Origin of the sequence: Hungatella hominis (assembly GCF_014288005.1) — a bacterium.
Classification (GTDB): Bacteria; Bacillota; Clostridia; order Lachnospirales; family Lachnospiraceae; genus Hungatella; species Hungatella effluvii.
On the sequence record NZ_JACOPB010000008.1, the window covers coordinates 146,550 to 163,636 of the forward strand.

Annotated in this window: 13 protein-coding genes; 2 read left to right on the forward strand and 11 right to left on the reverse strand. The window is 50.7% G+C overall.

The window, feature by feature from the left end; translation table 11 throughout:
• The first annotated feature begins 609 nt into the window (after positions 1–609).
• Positions 610–1,020: an ester cyclase gene (locus H8S75_RS17965; RefSeq protein ID WP_187022818.1), complete on the forward strand. Its 411-nt coding sequence runs from the start codon at positions 610–612 to the stop codon at positions 1,018–1,020.
• Between the two features lie 54 nt (positions 1,021–1,074).
• Here H8S75_RS17965 and H8S75_RS17970 read toward each other — a convergent pair whose 3' ends face one another.
• Positions 1,075–2,409, reverse strand: coding sequence for an MATE family efflux transporter (locus H8S75_RS17970; protein ID WP_187022819.1), 1,335 nt, complete (start codon positions 2,407–2,409; stop codon positions 1,075–1,077).
• Positions 2,410–2,503: 94 nt separating this feature from the next.
• Positions 2,504–4,681 (reverse strand): 1,3-beta-galactosyl-N-acetylhexosamine phosphorylase, encoded by a 2,178-nt coding sequence (gene gnpA / locus H8S75_RS17975; protein WP_187022820.1) that lies wholly within the window; start codon positions 4,679–4,681, stop codon positions 2,504–2,506.
• A gap of 136 nt (positions 4,682–4,817) precedes the next feature.
• Here gnpA and H8S75_RS17980 point away from each other — a divergent pair, with 136 nt between their 5' ends.
• Positions 4,818–5,789: a helix-turn-helix domain-containing protein gene (locus tag H8S75_RS17980; RefSeq protein ID WP_187022821.1), complete on the forward strand. Its 972-nt coding sequence runs from the start codon at positions 4,818–4,820 to the stop codon at positions 5,787–5,789.
• 167 nt (positions 5,790–5,956) lie between these two features.
• Here H8S75_RS17980 and ftsH read toward each other — a convergent pair whose 3' ends face one another.
• The 9 genes from ftsH to H8S75_RS18025 all read right to left on the reverse strand — a co-directional run bounded on the left by ftsH (position 5,957) and on the right by H8S75_RS18025 (position 17,044).
• A complete protein-coding gene (gene ftsH / locus H8S75_RS17985) occupies positions 5,957–7,834 on the reverse strand; it encodes an ATP-dependent zinc metalloprotease FtsH (RefSeq protein WP_187022822.1) in 1,878 nt (625 codons plus the stop codon).
• Positions 7,835–7,857: 23 nt separating this feature from the next.
• The gene (gene bilS, locus H8S75_RS17990) at positions 7,858–8,361 is read right to left on the reverse strand and encodes a flavodoxin family protein BilS (protein ID WP_187022823.1); all 504 of its coding nucleotides are present in this window, start codon (positions 8,359–8,361) and stop codon (positions 7,858–7,860) included.
• A 309-nt stretch (positions 8,362–8,670) separates the two neighbouring features.
• Positions 8,671–10,191, reverse strand: coding sequence for a uroporphyrinogen-III C-methyltransferase (gene cobA / locus H8S75_RS17995; RefSeq protein WP_187022824.1), 1,521 nt, complete (start codon positions 10,189–10,191; stop codon positions 8,671–8,673).
• 2 nt (positions 10,192–10,193) lie between these two features.
• Complete coding sequence (hemC, locus tag H8S75_RS18000; protein WP_187022825.1) at positions 10,194–11,129, reverse strand: hydroxymethylbilane synthase; 936 nt, start codon at positions 11,127–11,129, stop codon at positions 10,194–10,196.
• The gene (locus tag H8S75_RS18005) at positions 11,122–11,772 is read right to left on the reverse strand and encodes a precorrin-2 dehydrogenase/sirohydrochlorin ferrochelatase family protein (protein ID WP_187022826.1); all 651 of its coding nucleotides are present in this window, start codon (positions 11,770–11,772) and stop codon (positions 11,122–11,124) included. The genes hemC and H8S75_RS18005 overlap by 8 nt, the downstream gene beginning before the upstream one ends.
• 407 nt (positions 11,773–12,179) lie before the next feature.
• Positions 12,180–13,244, reverse strand: a complete 1,065-nt coding sequence (gene asrC, locus H8S75_RS18010) for a sulfite reductase subunit C (protein WP_055656294.1) — start codon at positions 13,242–13,244, stop codon at positions 12,180–12,182.
• Positions 13,245–13,263: 19 nt separating this feature from the next.
• Positions 13,264–14,055 (reverse strand): anaerobic sulfite reductase subunit AsrB, encoded by a 792-nt coding sequence (gene asrB / locus H8S75_RS18015; protein ID WP_002600905.1) that lies wholly within the window; start codon positions 14,053–14,055, stop codon positions 13,264–13,266.
• A gap of 18 nt (positions 14,056–14,073) precedes the next feature.
• Positions 14,074–15,108: an anaerobic sulfite reductase subunit AsrA gene (gene asrA, locus H8S75_RS18020; RefSeq protein WP_187022827.1), complete on the reverse strand. Its 1,035-nt coding sequence runs from the start codon at positions 15,106–15,108 to the stop codon at positions 14,074–14,076.
• A gap of 58 nt (positions 15,109–15,166) precedes the next feature.
• Complete coding sequence (locus tag H8S75_RS18025) at positions 15,167–17,044, reverse strand: aryl-sulfate sulfotransferase (RefSeq protein WP_187022828.1); 1,878 nt, start codon at positions 17,042–17,044, stop codon at positions 15,167–15,169.
• Between the last annotated feature and the right edge of the window lie 43 nt (positions 17,045–17,087).

Genomic DNA, 17,087 nt, shown 5'->3' on the forward strand with positions numbered 1-17,087 from the left:
AAACAATCATAGTTCTTTAAACATTCCATAGATTTTATCTTATTTTTTTGATATCAGCTCTTTGATGTTCCTCTTTTGCTTTTATCTTATAAGATTGGTTTTTTAGCATCGGCAGATCGGTTTTTCCTTTTGCCTAATTTATAATTTTTATTATAAATTAAGCTAAATTACTGCTTCTGGTGGACTGTACCTCCTTCTTCTATATTTTTGATACTTAAGAGTTTGTTTCTTCTCCTTTTTCTTTAGGAGTTTTTGTTTTCTTATCTCTTATCTTGGCTTTATTATAGCGGATGCGTTTTGATTTGTCAATACTTTTTCTTTATTTTTTATATGTTATTTGTTAATTTTCAAATTGTATACAATTATTACAATTGTTTCTATTTTTATACACATTCTCCGCCATTTATTCCAGACATCTTTCTTAATTTTCTGATTTTTTGCTTCTTCTTCCTTTTTCAATGCTGAAAAATACCATGATCGCGCTGTTCCTTCCCTAAAATTTCACCAAATTTAATTACAGACAGTTATAGACGGATTGTCTGCCGCCTGTTATAATGCTTCTAAAATAATTGCAGCAGATCCAACCAGAATCATCATGGAGGTGTCAGAATGGAGAATAAAGATATTGTAACCTATTTCTACGAGACCGTAGTCTCAGAAAACCTGCTGGATCAGGTTTCGCAGTACGTATCTGAAAGCTGTGTTGTAAAAGCCGGAGAAACCATCATTCACGTGGGTGTCGACGGCATGAAGCAGCATCTTATTGATGTAAAAAAGACCTATCCCGACTACACGATGAAAATCATCAAGCAATACGCGGATGGGGACTATGTGATTTCAGAATTCATCATGGAAGGGACCCACGAGGGCGAATGGATTGGAATAAAGCCTACACACAAGAGGCTCTCCTTCACCGGTGTTGATATCGACAAGGTCATAGACGGGAAGATCGTCGAGCATGGAGGCGCAGTAAATACCTTTGATACGTTGTATGAGCATCATCTTATTAAACCGGTATAGCAGAATCCAGTCAATGCAAAGCCGAGTCCTGCTCTCCTGCAGCGATGCGGCTGATCACAAATCTCTGCTGAATTTCCATTTCCCTCTCAAATAAAAGCTGAGTGACAGCGCCGTAGCGATCGTCCAGCCAATGGGCCACGACATCCAGATCCCGTCCGCACCAAACGGTCCGGCAAGCACGAAGGAGATCAGCACGCGGAGAATCAGATCGGCAAATGTAGCGATCATGAAACAGCCCATGGCGCCGGATCCCCGCAGCACACCGTCCGCCATCAGTTTCGTGGCAACCACCACATAAAACGGAGAGACGATCTTTAAAAATGTAACGCCAGTATTCATGGCCTCTCCGCCTGTCTGCTCCATAAAGATGGTCACCGCCGGACCGCCGAAGAAAAAGAACAGGATTGTAAATGGCACAGCGACGCAGAATGCCATGAACCATCCGGTCTTGAATCCGCTCTTTACCCGTTCCTCCTGCCCTGCGCCGATGTTCTGTGCCGTAAAGCTGGAGAGTCCGTTTGCCAGCGTCGTAAATGAGGTAATCGTGAAGGTATTGAGCTTCACCGCCGCGCTGTATCCGGCAATCACCGAGGAACCAAAGCTGTTGACCAGTCCCTGAATAAACATGTTGCCTACCGAGATGAAGCTTTGCTGGAGAATACTGGGGACCGCAACCACACTGATCTTTTTCAGCATATTCCAGGAGAACAGCGGAAAGCTGCCCTCCGTCTTTACCTCCGCAATTCTTTTATGTACATTCAGAAGCGCCAGCACACAGGCCGCTCCCTGGGCAATAAAGGTCGCCCACGCCACGCCCGCCACCCCCCAGTGAAAGACGATGACGAAGATCATATCCAGCAGAATATTTCCCAGAGAGGAACCAATCAGGAAATAGAGCGGCGTCCTGGAATCTCCCAGAGATGTAAAGATGCCTGTACACACATTATAGAGATACAGAAACAGAAATCCGCCGATATAAATTCGTAAATACAGCGCTCCGTCCGAGAAGATATCGGCCGGCGTCTGAATCAGGTTCATCACCGGGCGACAGAAGAGAAAGCCCAGAGCCATCAGACCGAGACTCAGCGCGATACAGGCTATCAGCGTCGTGTAGATAGCCGTCTTCATCTCCTTCCACCGTTTTGCCCCGAAGAGCTGGGAAATGACGACCGCACAGCCGATGTTGCTGCCTACCGCCACCGCCATAAAGATCATGGTGATGGGATAAGATGCCCCAACGGCTGCCAGAGCCGCCTCACCTGCAAATTTACCAGCCACCACACTGTCCGCGATATTATACATCTGTTGAAAAATTACGCTGACAAACATGGGGATGGAGAAACGCCAGAGCACTGACGATGGTTTCCCTACCGTTAAATCCTTTACCATTGTTCTACCTCTTTCCTCACTTTTCCATACAAGGATAGATTATACTACTACTCTCAGGCGATTTTCAATGGAAAATTCATTTTTATACCAGCCTTTATTCCGGTCGGTTACCGTTCACGGCCCCATCCAGCACTGCCATGCCGTACGGTTCCAGTCTCACCGTCTGCCGGCCGGCTTCCATCCGAATCACGGTTTCCCGTTCCTCGCCGCTGTTATTAATCACCACCAGCTTACCGGAGGCCGGATACCAGGCGCATTCCGTATCGGGGCTGTCCGTCAGATATTTCTGGTTTAAATCCATACCCATTCCGCTTACCATCAGGTTTAAGAGCATCCTGGTATTTTCCGGCGTCACCTGGAAGCTGCTGAGATAGAACGCGGTGCCGCCTCCAAAACGGTGAGACGTGATGGCAGGCAGGCCATCCTTTTCCCCAATCACCTCCGTGTCGGGGCCTGTGAGACAGATGCCTTTTCTGCCGCGAATGGAAGCTCCCGCCGGTATCAGACCGGGTTTCTCCGCCAGTTCATACTCCCAGCGTCCATGACACACCTTTGCCCCCGTATCCTCGTCCACTCCCAACACAGAAGCCAGACGGAAATACGCGGATGCCCCGGGTGCTGCCGACGGTTCGCCTACTCCGATAAGCACGCCGCCCTCATAGACCCAGCGTGAGACCGCTTCCGTGACACCACTGTCATTCCAGGCCATCCCGCCGCTCCAGGCACTTCCCGCAGCCCCGGCATTGATCAGGACATCGACGCCTTTCAGGCATCCTGCCTTTACATCTTCAAAATTTATGAATTCCACTGAAACCGGAAGCCCTGAGAGAGCCTCGTTGATATGGATCAGGTCATGCATATACGTTTCGTGAAAATGACCGGACAGTGTCCAGGAACGAAGCTTTCCCCAGGAATGGAGCACCGCAGCCCGAATCGGCAGTGTATACACAGCGCCCTCTTCATGGAAGGACTTAATCCGCCGGAAATCATCCGCGATCGTCTCCATATAGCTGCAAAAGTCGGGGAAGTCTTCCACCAGATGCAGATATCCGCCAAGACCGATCCGGTCAATCTTTTCCCTGAGCAGTGCGCGGCGCACGTGGATCCAGTACTCTTTCGCATCGCGGACCGGGTCTCCTCCCTCGCAGAACGTGGGGGCTCCTCCCAGCCCAACCGGGAATAAGTAAGGATGAAGCCTCAGTTCATGCGTCTCCACCTCTGCCCCGGCGCAGAGCCGGACCTCATAGCCGGAAAAGACGCATTTGATCAGGCCGTCAAAGCCGAATTCCTTAAAATGGTCGTTATACGGCTCCACTCCCACCCAGCTGTCGTCGTAGAACACATACGCCTTCTTTCCGTAGCTGTGCACCAGTTCCACCAGGCGTTTCCCGAAGTCCACAACAAAACGGTTTACAAAGGCCATATAATCCAGCTGGCGCCTGGAAGGCGGCATATGGGTGACATGAAATTTTCCCTGGTTGATGAAATCCTCCGCCGTCAGGCCGTAGCCGTATTCCGCCTCAAACGCCTTCAGCATCGCGGGGCTGACCGTAAAATCATAGGAGCCCCAGTCTGTAAATAAATTTCTCTTCTTTTCACTGCTGCCCCACATCCACACAAAATTATAAAACAGGGAAGTAAACCGGACTACCGTCGTCACCGGATGGGTATCGCACCAATTCTTCATCCAGCCATAGAGATATTCTCTGGTCTCCTCGTGGATTGGATCTACCGGCATCAGATGCTCTTTCTCCCAGTTATTTGTCACATGGTTGTACATCGAGATTTCTTCCCAGATCCTGTATGCCAGGAAATTCACCGTATAGTCATGAAATGGATGTACACCCTCAAGTACCACCGATCCGCTGTTTCTGTCATAATGCCAGCTGGCACGGGATACCTCCGTCTCCTCCGTGCGGTCAAAGACCTGCCAGTAAGCGAGCGCTTCCGGACTGTCGTTTATAGTAAACTGTTCGGTAAAAAAATCCTCCATCAAGTCAAACGTCAGTTCCCCGCCAAACGCCGTCTTCGGCTCTGTCACGAGAAACGTCTGCTGAAGCTGGTCCGGATGGGCCTTCGCCCACACATTGTGATCACGTATGAGGCAGATGGTGGAATAGATTCCATATCCCGCGCCTGTGATCTCCTCCGACAGCTCCGTGCCGTCACTGTCTCTGATCACATCGGCGCCCCAGCGTTCCGCCAGCTTGAGCGTCAGCTCCTCATAGCCGGCTTCCCCCGGCAGTGTAAAACTTCCCTTTGTCTTCTCCATAATAAATCTTCTCCTTCCTTTTCTTTCTTAATTATATAAAAACAGCCTCACTCATTCCAGTCAGAGTGCGGCAAAAACTTTGCATTTTCAATCATTTACGGATATAATGGGATCATAGAAAAAAGGAGGACCCACCATGCCCAGACGCAAAAGACCATACATTGAATTCCGTGACTACAACTTATCCTCCCGTTTCCCGGTTCTCCTCTTATCCGGGGAGGAATGGCGGATCTCCGACGTGGCCTCTCCCCGGCTTCATATCCACAACTGCCTGGAGATCGGGCTTTGTGAATCGGACAGCGGCACCATGATCTTCGAAGATACGAAACGGCCGTTTGGGACCGGTGATCTGACCGTGATCTCCTGCGATGTTCCCCACACCACCTACAGTTCCCCCGGAACAGCAAGCAAATGGTCGTACCTGTTTGTCGATCTCACAGGGCTCTTAACACCATTGTTTTCGGGATCGGATCTTCGCATTTTCAACCTTTTAACGATTCTGGAGCACCGGACCAGCCTGATTTTAAACGAACGGGATTACCCGGAGATCCACGCTCTGGCGGCGAAGATTATGAGAGAGCTTGAACGAAAAGAAGACTATTATGATATCTCGGTACGCGGTCTCTTCCTTACGCTTCTGACCGATCTTGCCAGGGCATACCGGCAGATTGCTGAATCGGCAGAAAAAAAAGATGACCAGCCGCCTGAAAATGCGCTGGTCATCGCTCCTGCACTGGAATATATCCGCAGTCACTACATGGATGATTTTTCTATGGAGTACCTGGCTGAACTCTGCAGCTTAAGTCCGGCTCATTTCAGAAGAATCTTCTCATCCGTCATGGAGACCAGTCCGCTTAAGTATCTGACAGACACCCGGATCCGCCAGGCCGCCTCTCTGCTTCGAACGACGGAGGCCTCTGTCCTCTCTATCTCAGAGGAGGTGGGCTATCATTCCGTGTCCAGCTTCAACCGGCAGTTTCACGACACCATGGGGCAGACACCACGGGAGTGGCGCCGCCGCATGTCGATCCTGAAAGACCAGTCCGTCATGAAATACCGAGGTTTCCTGGTTCCCGAAACTTTAGTACAGCATTGCATAAATTCCTAAGTAACAGCACCCGCTATCTACGCCAGGAGCACGCCTGTGAAGCTAGCCGTAGGGTCCGCTACGCCGTCGCTTCGCAGACGCACACCTGACGCAGATATCAGGCACTGTTACTCAGTTATTTATGCAATGCTGTACTAGGGCTGTCAGTCCACCGTATGAATCAGGGATTAGATTTCAACAGAATTTTCGCTTGTTTTATGGAAGATATCCATAAATTCTTCGCCGGTTATCGTTTCCTTATCCAGTAAATACTCTGCTATCTCGTGCAGCTTTCCTTCGTTCTCTTTTAAGATCTGAAGGGCCTTCTGGTGCTGCTCTCTGACAATCTTTATCACTTCCTCGTCGATCAGCTTCGCCGTGTCCGGTGCACAGGCCAGCGAAGTATCGCCGCCCAGATACTGGTTCGTCACCGTCTCTAAGGCCACCATATCAAACGTCTCGCTCATGCCGTACCGGGTCACCATGGCCCGTGCAATTCTTGTCGCCTGCTCGATATCATTGGAAGCTCCGCTGGTCACGGAATGGAAGATCAGCTCTTCCGCCGCACGGCCGCCGGTGAAGGTGGCGATCTTATTGAGCGCCTCATCCTTTGTGAGCAGATACCGCTGCTCCTCATCCACCTGCATGGTGTAGCCCAGTGCCCCCGATGTTCTCGGGATAATTGTAATCTTGTGTACCGGTGCGGAATTGCTCTGGCATGCCGCAACCAGTGCGTGTCCTACCTCGTGGTAGGCAATGATCTTCCGCTCGTTGACGCTGACACCGGAATCCTTCTTCTGGTATCCGGCGATGACCACCTCCACGCTCTCCTCTAAATCTTCCTGAGACACGAGCTTTCTGCCCATGCGGACCGCCCGTAAGGCCGCCTCGTTGACGATATTGGCAAGTTCTGCGCCGCTGGCGCCCGCTGTTGCCAGCGCTACGTCATGGAAATTCACATCATCGGACAGCTTCACATTCTTTCCGTGTACCTTCAGGATCGCCTCGCGTCCGCCCAGGTCAGGAAGTTCCACCGGAATTCTCCGGTCAAAACGGCCCGGACGAAGCAGCGCCTTATCCAGTGAATCGGGACGGTTGGTGGCCGCTAAGATAACGACTCCCTTCTTTCCGTCGAATCCGTCCATTTCGGCCAGAAGCTGATTCAATGTCTGCTCCCGCTCATCGTTGCCGCTGAAGCCGCCGCCGTCACGTTTCTTACCGATGGTGTCGATCTCATCGATGAAGACGATACAGGGGGCCTTCTCGTTAGCCTGCTTAAACAGATCCCTTACCTTGGAAGCGCCCATGCCGACAAACATCTCTACGAATTCCGAACCGGAGATAGAGAAGAACGGCACGTGTGCCTCACCCGCCACGGCTCTGGCGAGAAGCGTCTTGCCGGTACCAGGAGGTCCAACCAGCAGCGCGCCCTTCGGAAGGCTGGCGCCGATATCCGCATACTTCTGCGGGTTATGGAGGAAATCCACGATTTCCTTTAAGGCATCCTTCGCCTCTTCCTGGCCCGCCACATCGGCAAAGGTCTTGCCGGTCTCCGACTCCGCGTAAATCTTGGCATTGGATTTTCCAAAGGTCATGGCATTGCCGCCGCCCATGCGCTTCTGCATCTGCTTCGCCATCATATTCCCAAGGAATACGAAAATCAGAATCGGAAGAATCCAGGTTAAGAAAAATGACAGCAGCGGATTTACCGGCTCCACAATTGTCTTCTGGAAATTGATTTCTTTATGAGCCAGAAGCCGTTCGGTCAGCTGTTCATCCGGCCACGGGCCTGTCTTATACGTCGCGTATATCTCTTTTCCATTCCTGTCCTTCTCGCCCGTATTCGCAATAAACTGGATCTCCGAGTCCGTTCTGGCGACATCCGTTACCTGCCCGGCGTCCACCTTCTCAAGGAACGTACTGTACGGCACCTCGATCACGGTTCTGGACTGTATCCACGGCACCATCAGCGCGTTGAACAGAATCATGACGATCATGACGATTAAATAGTAGTATATAAATGGTTTTTTGGGGCTTTTATTGTCGTCCTCATTTTTGATACCCATGCTTTTTCTCCTTTATCGGCCAGTTACTTATTAAGAGCCTCTTCCACAAATGCTTCCGCATCCCGGAAATCCTGTTCATCGGGATGAAGCATTCCCTCCTCGTACGCGGCTATCATTGTCCGGATCTGGGGGGAATCGTTGATGGCCTGCATCTGTTTGTAACGGTCCAGTACCTGCGGCATCATCTTGCCGCCGCAGAGGAAACAGCCCAGATACTCATTATCCTCCGGCACAAAGACGGACACCCGGTTCTCTACCTGTTTAAAATACTCACTGCTTCCGCCCATCCCGCAGGTTCCGAAGAGAGCCACCTTCTTCCCGTGCAGACCGGATAGGAATTCCATCACACGGCTCCCGCAGGTGCCTCTGTCATTCCAGAAGCCCACGAAGTAGGTATCCGCCTCCTCGTCATGCAGCTCCTCCAGCCTCTGGATATCCTTCGAACGGCCCGGTAATGAATCGAATATTTTCATCGCTACTTTTTCTGTATTGCCTGTATTACTTGTATAAACAACCAAATAATCCATGATCCTGCCTCCTTGCTATGAGCACCTGGCGGGCGCCCTTTGACCGCTTACGTGCGATGCATGTCATCTCCACCTGATGAGGTCCCTCACGAATCTGGTGAAGTGGCTCGCCACGAACACTCACATTCCTCTAGTAATAAAATATACCTAAAATTCACATATATCAAGATCAAATCGGAAATGTTTATCTACTTTATGTTTTTTTAAGATTTTATTGTTTTTATTTTATATCTTTTCAGAATTTTTCAGTGAATTTAAGCACTATAGACAGGTTCCTTGTTTCCATCAATACTCCAGAAGGCGTGAGAATCAGTTTTCGCTTCCCCGGTTCCAGTCCCGGGAGATGGCCTCCGTCATGCCTTCCACCGTAAATCTGGCAGCTGTCACATCTGCCTTTCTTCCGTGCTCCTCCAGCTTTCTGGCCGTAATATCGCCGATACACACCACACGTATCTCGTCCAGAAGCGCGGTCACGTCCTCACCCGCATTTTCAAAGAAGGCGTCCACTCCGGAACCACTGGCAAACGTTAAGTAATCCGCTTTTTTGAGGGATTCCGCCATTTCCTTCGCTTCCTTTCTCCGCTCTGCCACATCGTAAAGGACGATATCGTCGTACACGATTCCGGCGCTGTCCAGAATCTCAACCAATTCCGGCGAGCCTTTTCCCGACCTCGGGATCAGGAGGCGTTCCCCCTCCTTCACAACGCTCTTAAGACCCTCGGCCAGGGCGGCCGCGCAGTACTCCTCCGGCATGTAATCCGTTGTAAATCCGTACTGGAGCAGTTCCTTTGCCGTTCCCTTACCTACGGCAGCAAACTTCACATGGCCGAGCCTGCGGTTATCCCTTCCACTCTCCAGAAGGCCGAGAAAGAACTCACGCACCGCATTGGCGCTGGTAAATACGATCCATCCGTAATCCGCCAGTCTCTCATAGGCGGTCTTCATCGCCTCACCGGACCGGTGGGATTCCAGTTCCATGCTGAGGACACACTCCGTATAGGCTCCTGCCTCCTCCAGACTCTTTCTCAGCTTGGCTGCCAGCAAATCCGTTCCGGTCACCGCCACTCTGGCCCCTTCCAGAGGCTCGTGATACGTGGAAGCGAAATCCAGCGCAGTCACTTCCCCCACAACGATGATGGCCGGAGTTCCGATCCCTTCCTCCGCCACCCGCTGTTCCACGGTGTCAAGCGTTCCGCGCACGACGCGCTGTCCTGGCAGCGTGCCCTTTTCGATAACCGCCGCTGGCATGCTTCCCGGTTTTCCGTTCTCCAGAAGCCCTTTTACGATCAGCGGAAGATGAGTCAGCCCCATGAGAAAGATCAGAGTTCCTGAAAGCTTTGCAAACTCCGAGAAATCTAGAGGCAGCTTCCCCGCCTCCGTCATGGTATGGCCGGTCATGATATGAAAGCTCCTGCTGACGGCCCGGTGCGTCACCGGAATCCCCGCCGATGCCAGCGCGGCGACCGCCGATGTGACTCCGGATACCACCTCAAAAGGAATGCCTTCCCGGGAAACAGCCATCACCTCTTCCCCGCCGCGTCCAAAGACAAAGGGATCACCGCCCTTTAACCGGACCACGTTCTTTCCCTCCCTGGCCAGGTCCACCAGGAGCTGGTTGATCTCCTCCTGCTTCATGTAGTGGCAGCCCGCTTTTTTCCCCACATATATCCGTTGGCTCTCCTCCGGAACCTCGTCTAAAAAGCGCTCAGACGCCAGATGGTCGTAGACCACCACATCACATTCCCGCAGCCTCTTTAACCCTTTTTCCGTAATCAGTCCCGGATCTCCAGGGCCTGCTCCGACCAGAAATACTTTACCCGTTTCCTTCATCTCTATCTCAGTCCTTTCGCCGCGCGTTCCGCAAGAAGTTCCAGCTCCCCGGTTCCGCCTGTCAGATACACACGCTTCGTTTCTCCGTCCCGTCTGTTGATTCCAAATACTTCGATCTGTTCGTCCCTGATTCTGGAGTACACGCCGATCGGTTCGTGACAGCCCGCCTCCAGCAGCTTTAATATCTTCCGTTCCAGTATGAGGCACGTCTTCGCCTCCTCGTCCTGGATGCGCACCGCCAACTCGCAGGTCCTGTCCTCGATCCGCCCCTCCACGGCCAGAATTCCCTGTCCTCCGGCCGGAATAAACGTCTCGCAGTCAAAGTAATGAAAATCATACGTCCCATTTGTCTCAAAATACTCTTCCAGACCGTCAGCCGGAGGATTTACCATCTTCATGCGTTTCAGGCCCGCAGCGGCCAGAATAATCGCGTCATAGAGGCCTTCATCCATCTTTCTGATCCTCGTCTGGATATTTCCCCGGATATCCTCACACCGCACAGCTGAACCGGGCCACAGCTTCTTTCCCAGCGCCTCGATCTGGAGCCTACGCCGTAAGCTGGAGGTACCGATAACAATCTCCTTTTTCGCGCTTAAGTCGGTTCCTGCAGGCGTCATCAGCACGTCTCTCGGGTCCTCTCTCGGGGGCACGGCCACGATCCCCAGTCCGTCCTCCAAATCCATGGGAAGATCCTTGGCGCTGTGTACCGCAAAGTCAATCTCGCCCTTTAACAGCGCCTGTTCGAATTCCGTCACGAAGACGCCCTTTCCGCCAAACTCCAGCAGGGGCTTATTTAAGATGCGGTCCCCTTCCGTCACTTTCGTCACTGTCTCGACCAAAAGTCCCGGCTGAACGCGTTTCAGCGCTTCCGCCACCAGTTCTGTCTGTACCATCGCCAGAGCGCTCTTTCTCGTCCCGATACGAATCATCTTATTCATGGTCTTTCTCCAATTCCTCTAACTTTCTGTCAATCAACTGCTCTGCCTGTTCCCTGGTAAATGTTCCGCCCTGACGGATTCCTTCCTCAACCATCTCTTTAAAGACCGCGGTTCTGACAGAAAGGCTGGGCACCCGCTCCTTCACCAGCTCCCGGTACGTCCCCAGCTCTGCAGCCAGTCTCCCGAAGCCCTCCGGAATCGCAGCACGGAACTTTGCCTTTAAATACTGTGCGATGGTGGGGCTGCTTCCTCCGGTGGAGATTCCCACGGTAATATCCTCGTCCTTGATCAGGGCCGGGAAAATGAAGCTGCATTCCTCCCTGACATCCACCACATTCACCGGAATCCGCCGTTCTCTGCAGACCAGGGAAATCCGCCGGTTCAGTTCTTCATCCGCCGTGGCCGCGACCACAAAATCCACGCCGTCTAAGTCTTCCTCCTGATACTCCCGGCAAAGAAGCGTTACCTTACCGCCCGCAGTTTCGCCGTACCGTACCATACGGTCCGTCATCTCAGGGGACACGACGACGATCTCCGGTCCGTAGTCCAAAAGAACCTCTACCTTCCGGCAGGCAACGATTCCGCCTCCGACGATTAAGCATCGCTGCCCTTCTATATCCATAAAAAATGGGAAATATGCCATTGTTTTCCTCTTCTTTCTGTGTTTTAAGACCTGTCTATTTTATCATAAAATTCTTATTTAGAACAGATGTATAAAACAGGGGTTTTGTAACAGATGTATTGAAATGGGAAAATATAACCATAAAAAAAGCGGGAATGATTGAGGGAAAATTGGACTCACTTTTTGGATAAGGGGTGTGAGGGGGAATTTTATACCAATTTTCGGGGTGCGTGCCTGGGAGAAGTCCATGGGGATGTCTCTGAGGAGGCACAGTACGCTCAATTTTCCTGCTTTTTTATCGTAACAAATCGCGCCGGGTATCTTTGCAGCGTGCATCATGTGCAGCAGCTCTGCGTACCCCGGTGTTTCAATGAAACAGGGAGGGCGCGGTGGTCTGATGTAGATGGCGCGCCCTCCCTTTCCATTATTTATTTCTGTGTAAATGTATAGTTTGCTGTTTCAGCCGGGCCGGCATGCTTGTGCTGGGAGATCGGCATAACGTGCATATTGCCTCTCTGCTCGTTCTCAGCCCAGTAAATATCGTCTGCCATCTTTGCTTCCGGATTGAATTCAACACCCTCGAAGATATGTTTTACGAACTCTTTGTATCCGACACGGTCGATTAAGTGACCGCCATGTAAGTACTCCGGCTTGTAGTCTAACGCCCATGCGGAGAACTTCTGCCAGTTTCCGAACATGCCTAAAACAACATCCTCGGTTACCCAGTTTAAGAACAGCTTGCCTGCACGCGGATTCTGCTTGCCGGTACGGCCGCCTAAGGTTACGCGGTAAAGCTTCTTGGTGCCTCTGGTCCATGCGCCTGTCGGGCAGATCAGGGAACATTCGCCGCAGCCTACGCAGCAGCATGCGTCCTTGTCAATCTTTCCGTTGGCATTCAGGCTTAATACGCCTGTTGCATGGTGCTCACACGCCTCCACACAGGAGCCGCATCCGATACAGCGGTCAATATCATAAACCTGCTTGTTGACACCCATAACACCGAAATCGTTAAAGTTTGCCTTTACACAGTCGTTTGGACATCCTGCGACAGCTACTTTGATGTGGTAGTGGGACGGGAAGATCAGTTTCTCGATCTTGCGGGCCAGCTCATAGGTGTTGATGTTGCCTTTGATACAGTGTGCGTTGCCGATACAGGACATGATGTTACGGGCGCCGATTGTCGGGTAGCCGTAGTCATCGGATTCCATATCCACGTTACACATCTCGATATCAACATCGGAGATGTATTTCTTGATGTATTTGTTTACTTCTTCGATATTCTCAAATTTGATTCCAGGAATGTTTAAGGTCTGTCTTGTACCCATGTGGAAGGTGCCGTTGCCCCATTTCTCACAGATTTCCTGAACCATGGTTAAGTGTTTCGCTTCGATTAAAGCGCCCGGAACACGGAGCTGAAGCATGAACTCTCCCGCTACTTTTGACTGTCTGAAACAGTTGATACGTACTTTTTTAATATCAATATCGTGATTCATTCTCTATTCGCTCCTTTCCTTAGTCAACCAGATATTTGGCCTGTGTATAGTTGAATACCGGGCCGTCTAAGCAAACATAAACCTCGTCGATACGACAGTGGCCGCATTTGCCGACAGCACAGGACATCTTACGCTCGAAGGATACCCAGATCTTCTCTTCCGGAACGCCGCATTTAACAGCTTCCAGGCCTGTGAACTTCATCATTGGCGGCGGTCCAACGATTACTACTTCGTAATCGCCGTCAAACTCGGAAAATGGAACCTTGGAAACGAACTCGGTTACGAAACCTGTGTTCCAGCCTTCCTTCTGATCTCTGTCCAGTGTATAGAATGTGGTAAATCTGTCATGCCACTTATCAAGGTCGTTCTTGAAGATGATGCCTTCCTCGTTCTTGAATCCGCTGATTAAGGTTACGCTCTTTACGTAATCAGGATTGTCATAGAACATGTTTAACATGCTCTTTACAGGAGCCAGACCAGTGCCGCCTGTGATAACTACCACATGCTTGCCCTGGAATTTCTCTACCGGCCAGCCTTTTCCGTAAGCGCCGCGAAGGAATAAGGTATCGCCGGCCTGCTTCTCGAAAATCTCATCGGTTACTTTACCAACGGAACGGATCGTGAAATCCATCCAGCCGTCGCCGAAAGAGCTGACGGAGATAGGAGCCTCTCCTACCTTCGGAATGGAGAGCTGTAAGAACTGTCCGTGCTCCGGTTTAATATCGGTTGCAACTTTAAATGTATATTCATGTAAGCTTTCTCTCTTAACTTCAAGAATCTTGCATGCAACAGGTTTTACTATGTTATTCATCTCTTCGTCCACCTCTCCCTATTTATTCTCTTCTGCAACGATTTCATCGATCGCATTCGCCATCTTCTTTACAGTAGCAGCGATGGAAATGTATTCTGGACAACGGTCGATACATCTGCCGCAGCCTACGCACATATGGTAATCCTGGAAACGTTCCTTGTAATCATGGAATTTGTGAAGCACTTTAAAGCGCATTCTGTCTCCGGCTGTGTTGCGGAAGCTCATGCCGCCGGCCATATCGGAGAAGCCCTTAACCTGACAGGAAGCGGTTGTTCTCTTTCTCTCGCCAACGTTGGCATTTTCATTGTAGATGATGTCTGTGGTAGTGAAGCAGGTACAGGTGCTGCAGGCTACGGTACAGGCACCACAGGAGATACAGCGCTTATTGTATTCATTCCACATCGGGTGGTTCTTTAACTTGGTTAATACTTCCTTGTTCGGAATCTCCGGAACTTCAACGGTCAGCTGATTTTTCTCAACATATTCCGGCTTAAATCCGGACTCGTTCTTGCCTTCAAAGTAAGGAGCGAACGCGCCATCCTTCACATCCAGGCTTAACTCGCCTTCGCCGAAGCGGACTGCCATGGAATAATCCTCGGACTTGTTGGTACCCATGCTTACGCAGAAGCAGGTATCCCAGCCTGTGGTACATTCCATCATGACGATTTTCACTTTCTCGTTCATGCGCTTATAGTACATGTCCTCGAAGCCGCCGTTGCTTAAGTAGATCTTCTCCTGATGATGCTGTGCATGGATATCACACGGTCTCATGAAGATTAAAAGCTTCTTGCCTGTAGCCTTGCTCTCAATGTACTCGTCCTCTGTGAAATAGAACAGGGATTCTGTGATCGGGCTTAACACTTCTTTTGCAGGGAAATCGGACTTATCCATATACTCGATCTCTTCTACAGTGTTAATCTTGTCATACTTGATCATATCGGTGTCGGAATATCTTCCTTTTCCTACAAATCTTTTCGGTGCCCAGATTTCGTATTCATCCTGGAGCGCTGCAAAGATCTTGTTCGCTTCTTCAAAGCTTACTTTGTAACCCATTGAGTGTATCCTCCTTTTATTGACTCCTTCAGTCTCGTTGGTATGATAAAGAAATTGTTTAGAAGTTTACTGTAACTCCTGTATCATATTTCTTTTCATCGATGGTAACGGTAACTTTATATGTTCCTTCTATTCCCTCACCGCTGACAGGGAATTCCACGGCTCTCTCATCGTGCTCCAGGAATGTGCCTACGCACATGGCCAGGAACGGGCGCTTTGTGGTTGGAACAAAGTAGTGACGTGTCGGGCTTCCGTTTTCGCCCTCTAAATTCAGCATGACCAGCGTGCCCTTTTCAAAGCTTGCCTTAAATACAAGGCGGTCTGCTTCCTTTGCAATCTTCGTCTTATAGGAATCCGGGACCATGCCGCCGTCTTCTGCAGGTACTTCCGTCAGGAATTCCTCGGTCATACCGATACTTCCAAGAACCTCCCCGCGTCCGAAGGTCACTGCATCGCCCTCGTCGTATAAATGGAGCTTCTCCGCACGGTAATAGTTGGCCGGCAGATGCATCTCATACAGAACGACATCGTCCTTCACCTCTACGGTGATGGAACTGAGTTCAGCCGATCCATCGTCGATGGCCGCCGTCATACCTGCGCCAGGCATGTTCATCCATTCTCCGTTCAGCTTGCCGATACCGCCGGAATGAACGAGATAATGGCCTCTCTCATAGTACTCACAGTTGCATATGTAGCAGGAGAAGAACTCGGCGCCTCTCTCTTTTCCGTACTGCCATACCTGCTCGATCGTCATGTTGTCCGTGTCGATGTGATAGATCACACCGCGGGAGAAGTTATCCTTCGCGTCCACGTAGTGTTCCTTCTCCTTGGAACGCCAGTGGCCGTTGTCGAAGCACATGATATCGCCGTTTGGAAGCACCATGCAGGCGTGCTGCTCATACTGCCAGTCGAAGTCCCCGCCCACCGGTTTGAAGAAATACTTCTGCATGTCTTCCGGCCAGCCGGTCGGATCACCGATAATCCAGTTCAGCTTCCCTGTCTCAAAATCACGGTTGATGATGATATCCTGATGGCGTCCGGAGAAGGTGAGAGAATTCGTCTTCTTGTCGTACCATACCGCATTGTTATGGAACCAGTCGTGTGCATCCTGGCTTCCGGAGCCGCCGACCGGGTAAACAGGAAGCACGTCCTGATGATCCCATTCCTTTAAGATCTCTCCGGTATTTCTGTCTACCATAACACATGCATCTTCTACGGTACCACGGGCCAGATACTGGGTCAAGATCAAAATATCTCCATTTTCCATCTCCCACTCATCATGGTGATATCCGCCCGGAATGCGGAATTCCTTATAGATCTTTCCAATCATTCCCATCTCGTAGATGCCGGTGGTATGGTAAGGCGGAGCCACCAGACGGTCGGTTCCCACGAAAAGACGTCCATTGCGGACACGCTTTAAATCAAAAGCCAGATTCAGCGTGTTATACCAGCGCGCGTCCCCCGCATAGTCGTAAGCCGCCGTATAAGCCGGTGAAGTCGGACTTACCATCATGACGTTGTCTTCCATGTACTCCGGCGTAGTTTCGATGGAGGTTGGCTTCTTTAACCGTTCGGAAGCCTTCTCTGTCACGATCTTAAGAGTCGCGGTCTCCCCTGTGCTCAGTTCGATGACTACGGTATTCTCATAGTCCTCGTACAGGCCGTATATTGGAAGAACCATCTTTCTTGCGTCTGATTTCGGGCGGTACATATAGTCTCCCGCCGCCTCTTTTCCTTTCACCGTAACCTTGGCGAAAGCCGGTTTTTCATTCTCAAACATGACAAGCGCGGTAAGAGGCGCAATCAGATATGGATTAAGCACAACGAAAGGATTGGTGATGGTATGGCTTTCCTTTCTGTACTCCTCCAGAAATTTTGATTCCGCCTCATACTGCTGGTCAATGATATGTTTTACTTCTTTGTATAAAACTCCCATAAACCCTCCTGAAAGCCTGCGAAGGGGGGACGTATTTCGATCG

Coding starts and splice junctions, on each gene's coding strand:
- bilS (WP_187022823.1), bottom strand. CDS start 8,361: ATGGATTATTTGGTTGTTTATACAAGTAATACAGGCAATACAGAAAAA.
- H8S75_RS17980 (WP_187022821.1), top strand. CDS start 4,818: ATGCCCAGACGCAAAAGACCATACATTGAATTCCGTGACTACAACTTA.
- asrC (WP_055656294.1), bottom strand. CDS start 13,244: ATGAATCACGATATTGATATTAAAAAAGTACGTATCAACTGTTTCAGA.
- H8S75_RS17965 (WP_187022818.1), top strand. CDS start 610: ATGGAGAATAAAGATATTGTAACCTATTTCTACGAGACCGTAGTCTCA.
- hemC (WP_187022825.1), bottom strand. CDS start 11,129: ATGAATAAGATGATTCGTATCGGGACGAGAAAGAGCGCTCTGGCGATG.
- H8S75_RS17970 (WP_187022819.1), bottom strand. CDS start 2,409: ATGGTAAAGGATTTAACGGTAGGGAAACCATCGTCAGTGCTCTGGCGT.
- asrB (WP_002600905.1), bottom strand. CDS start 14,055: ATGAATAACATAGTAAAACCTGTTGCATGCAAGATTCTTGAAGTTAAG.
- H8S75_RS18025 (WP_187022828.1), bottom strand. CDS start 17,044: ATGGGAGTTTTATACAAAGAAGTAAAACATATCATTGACCAGCAGTAT.
- asrA (WP_187022827.1), bottom strand. CDS start 15,108: ATGGGTTACAAAGTAAGCTTTGAAGAAGCGAACAAGATCTTTGCAGCG.
- gnpA (WP_187022820.1), bottom strand. CDS start 4,681: ATGGAGAAGACAAAGGGAAGTTTTACACTGCCGGGGGAAGCCGGCTAT.
- cobA (WP_187022824.1), bottom strand. CDS start 10,191: ATGAAGGAAACGGGTAAAGTATTTCTGGTCGGAGCAGGCCCTGGAGAT.
- ftsH (WP_187022822.1), bottom strand. CDS start 7,834: ATGGGTATCAAAAATGAGGACGACAATAAAAGCCCCAAAAAACCATTT.
- H8S75_RS18005 (WP_187022826.1), bottom strand. CDS start 11,772: ATGGCATATTTCCCATTTTTTATGGATATAGAAGGGCAGCGATGCTTA.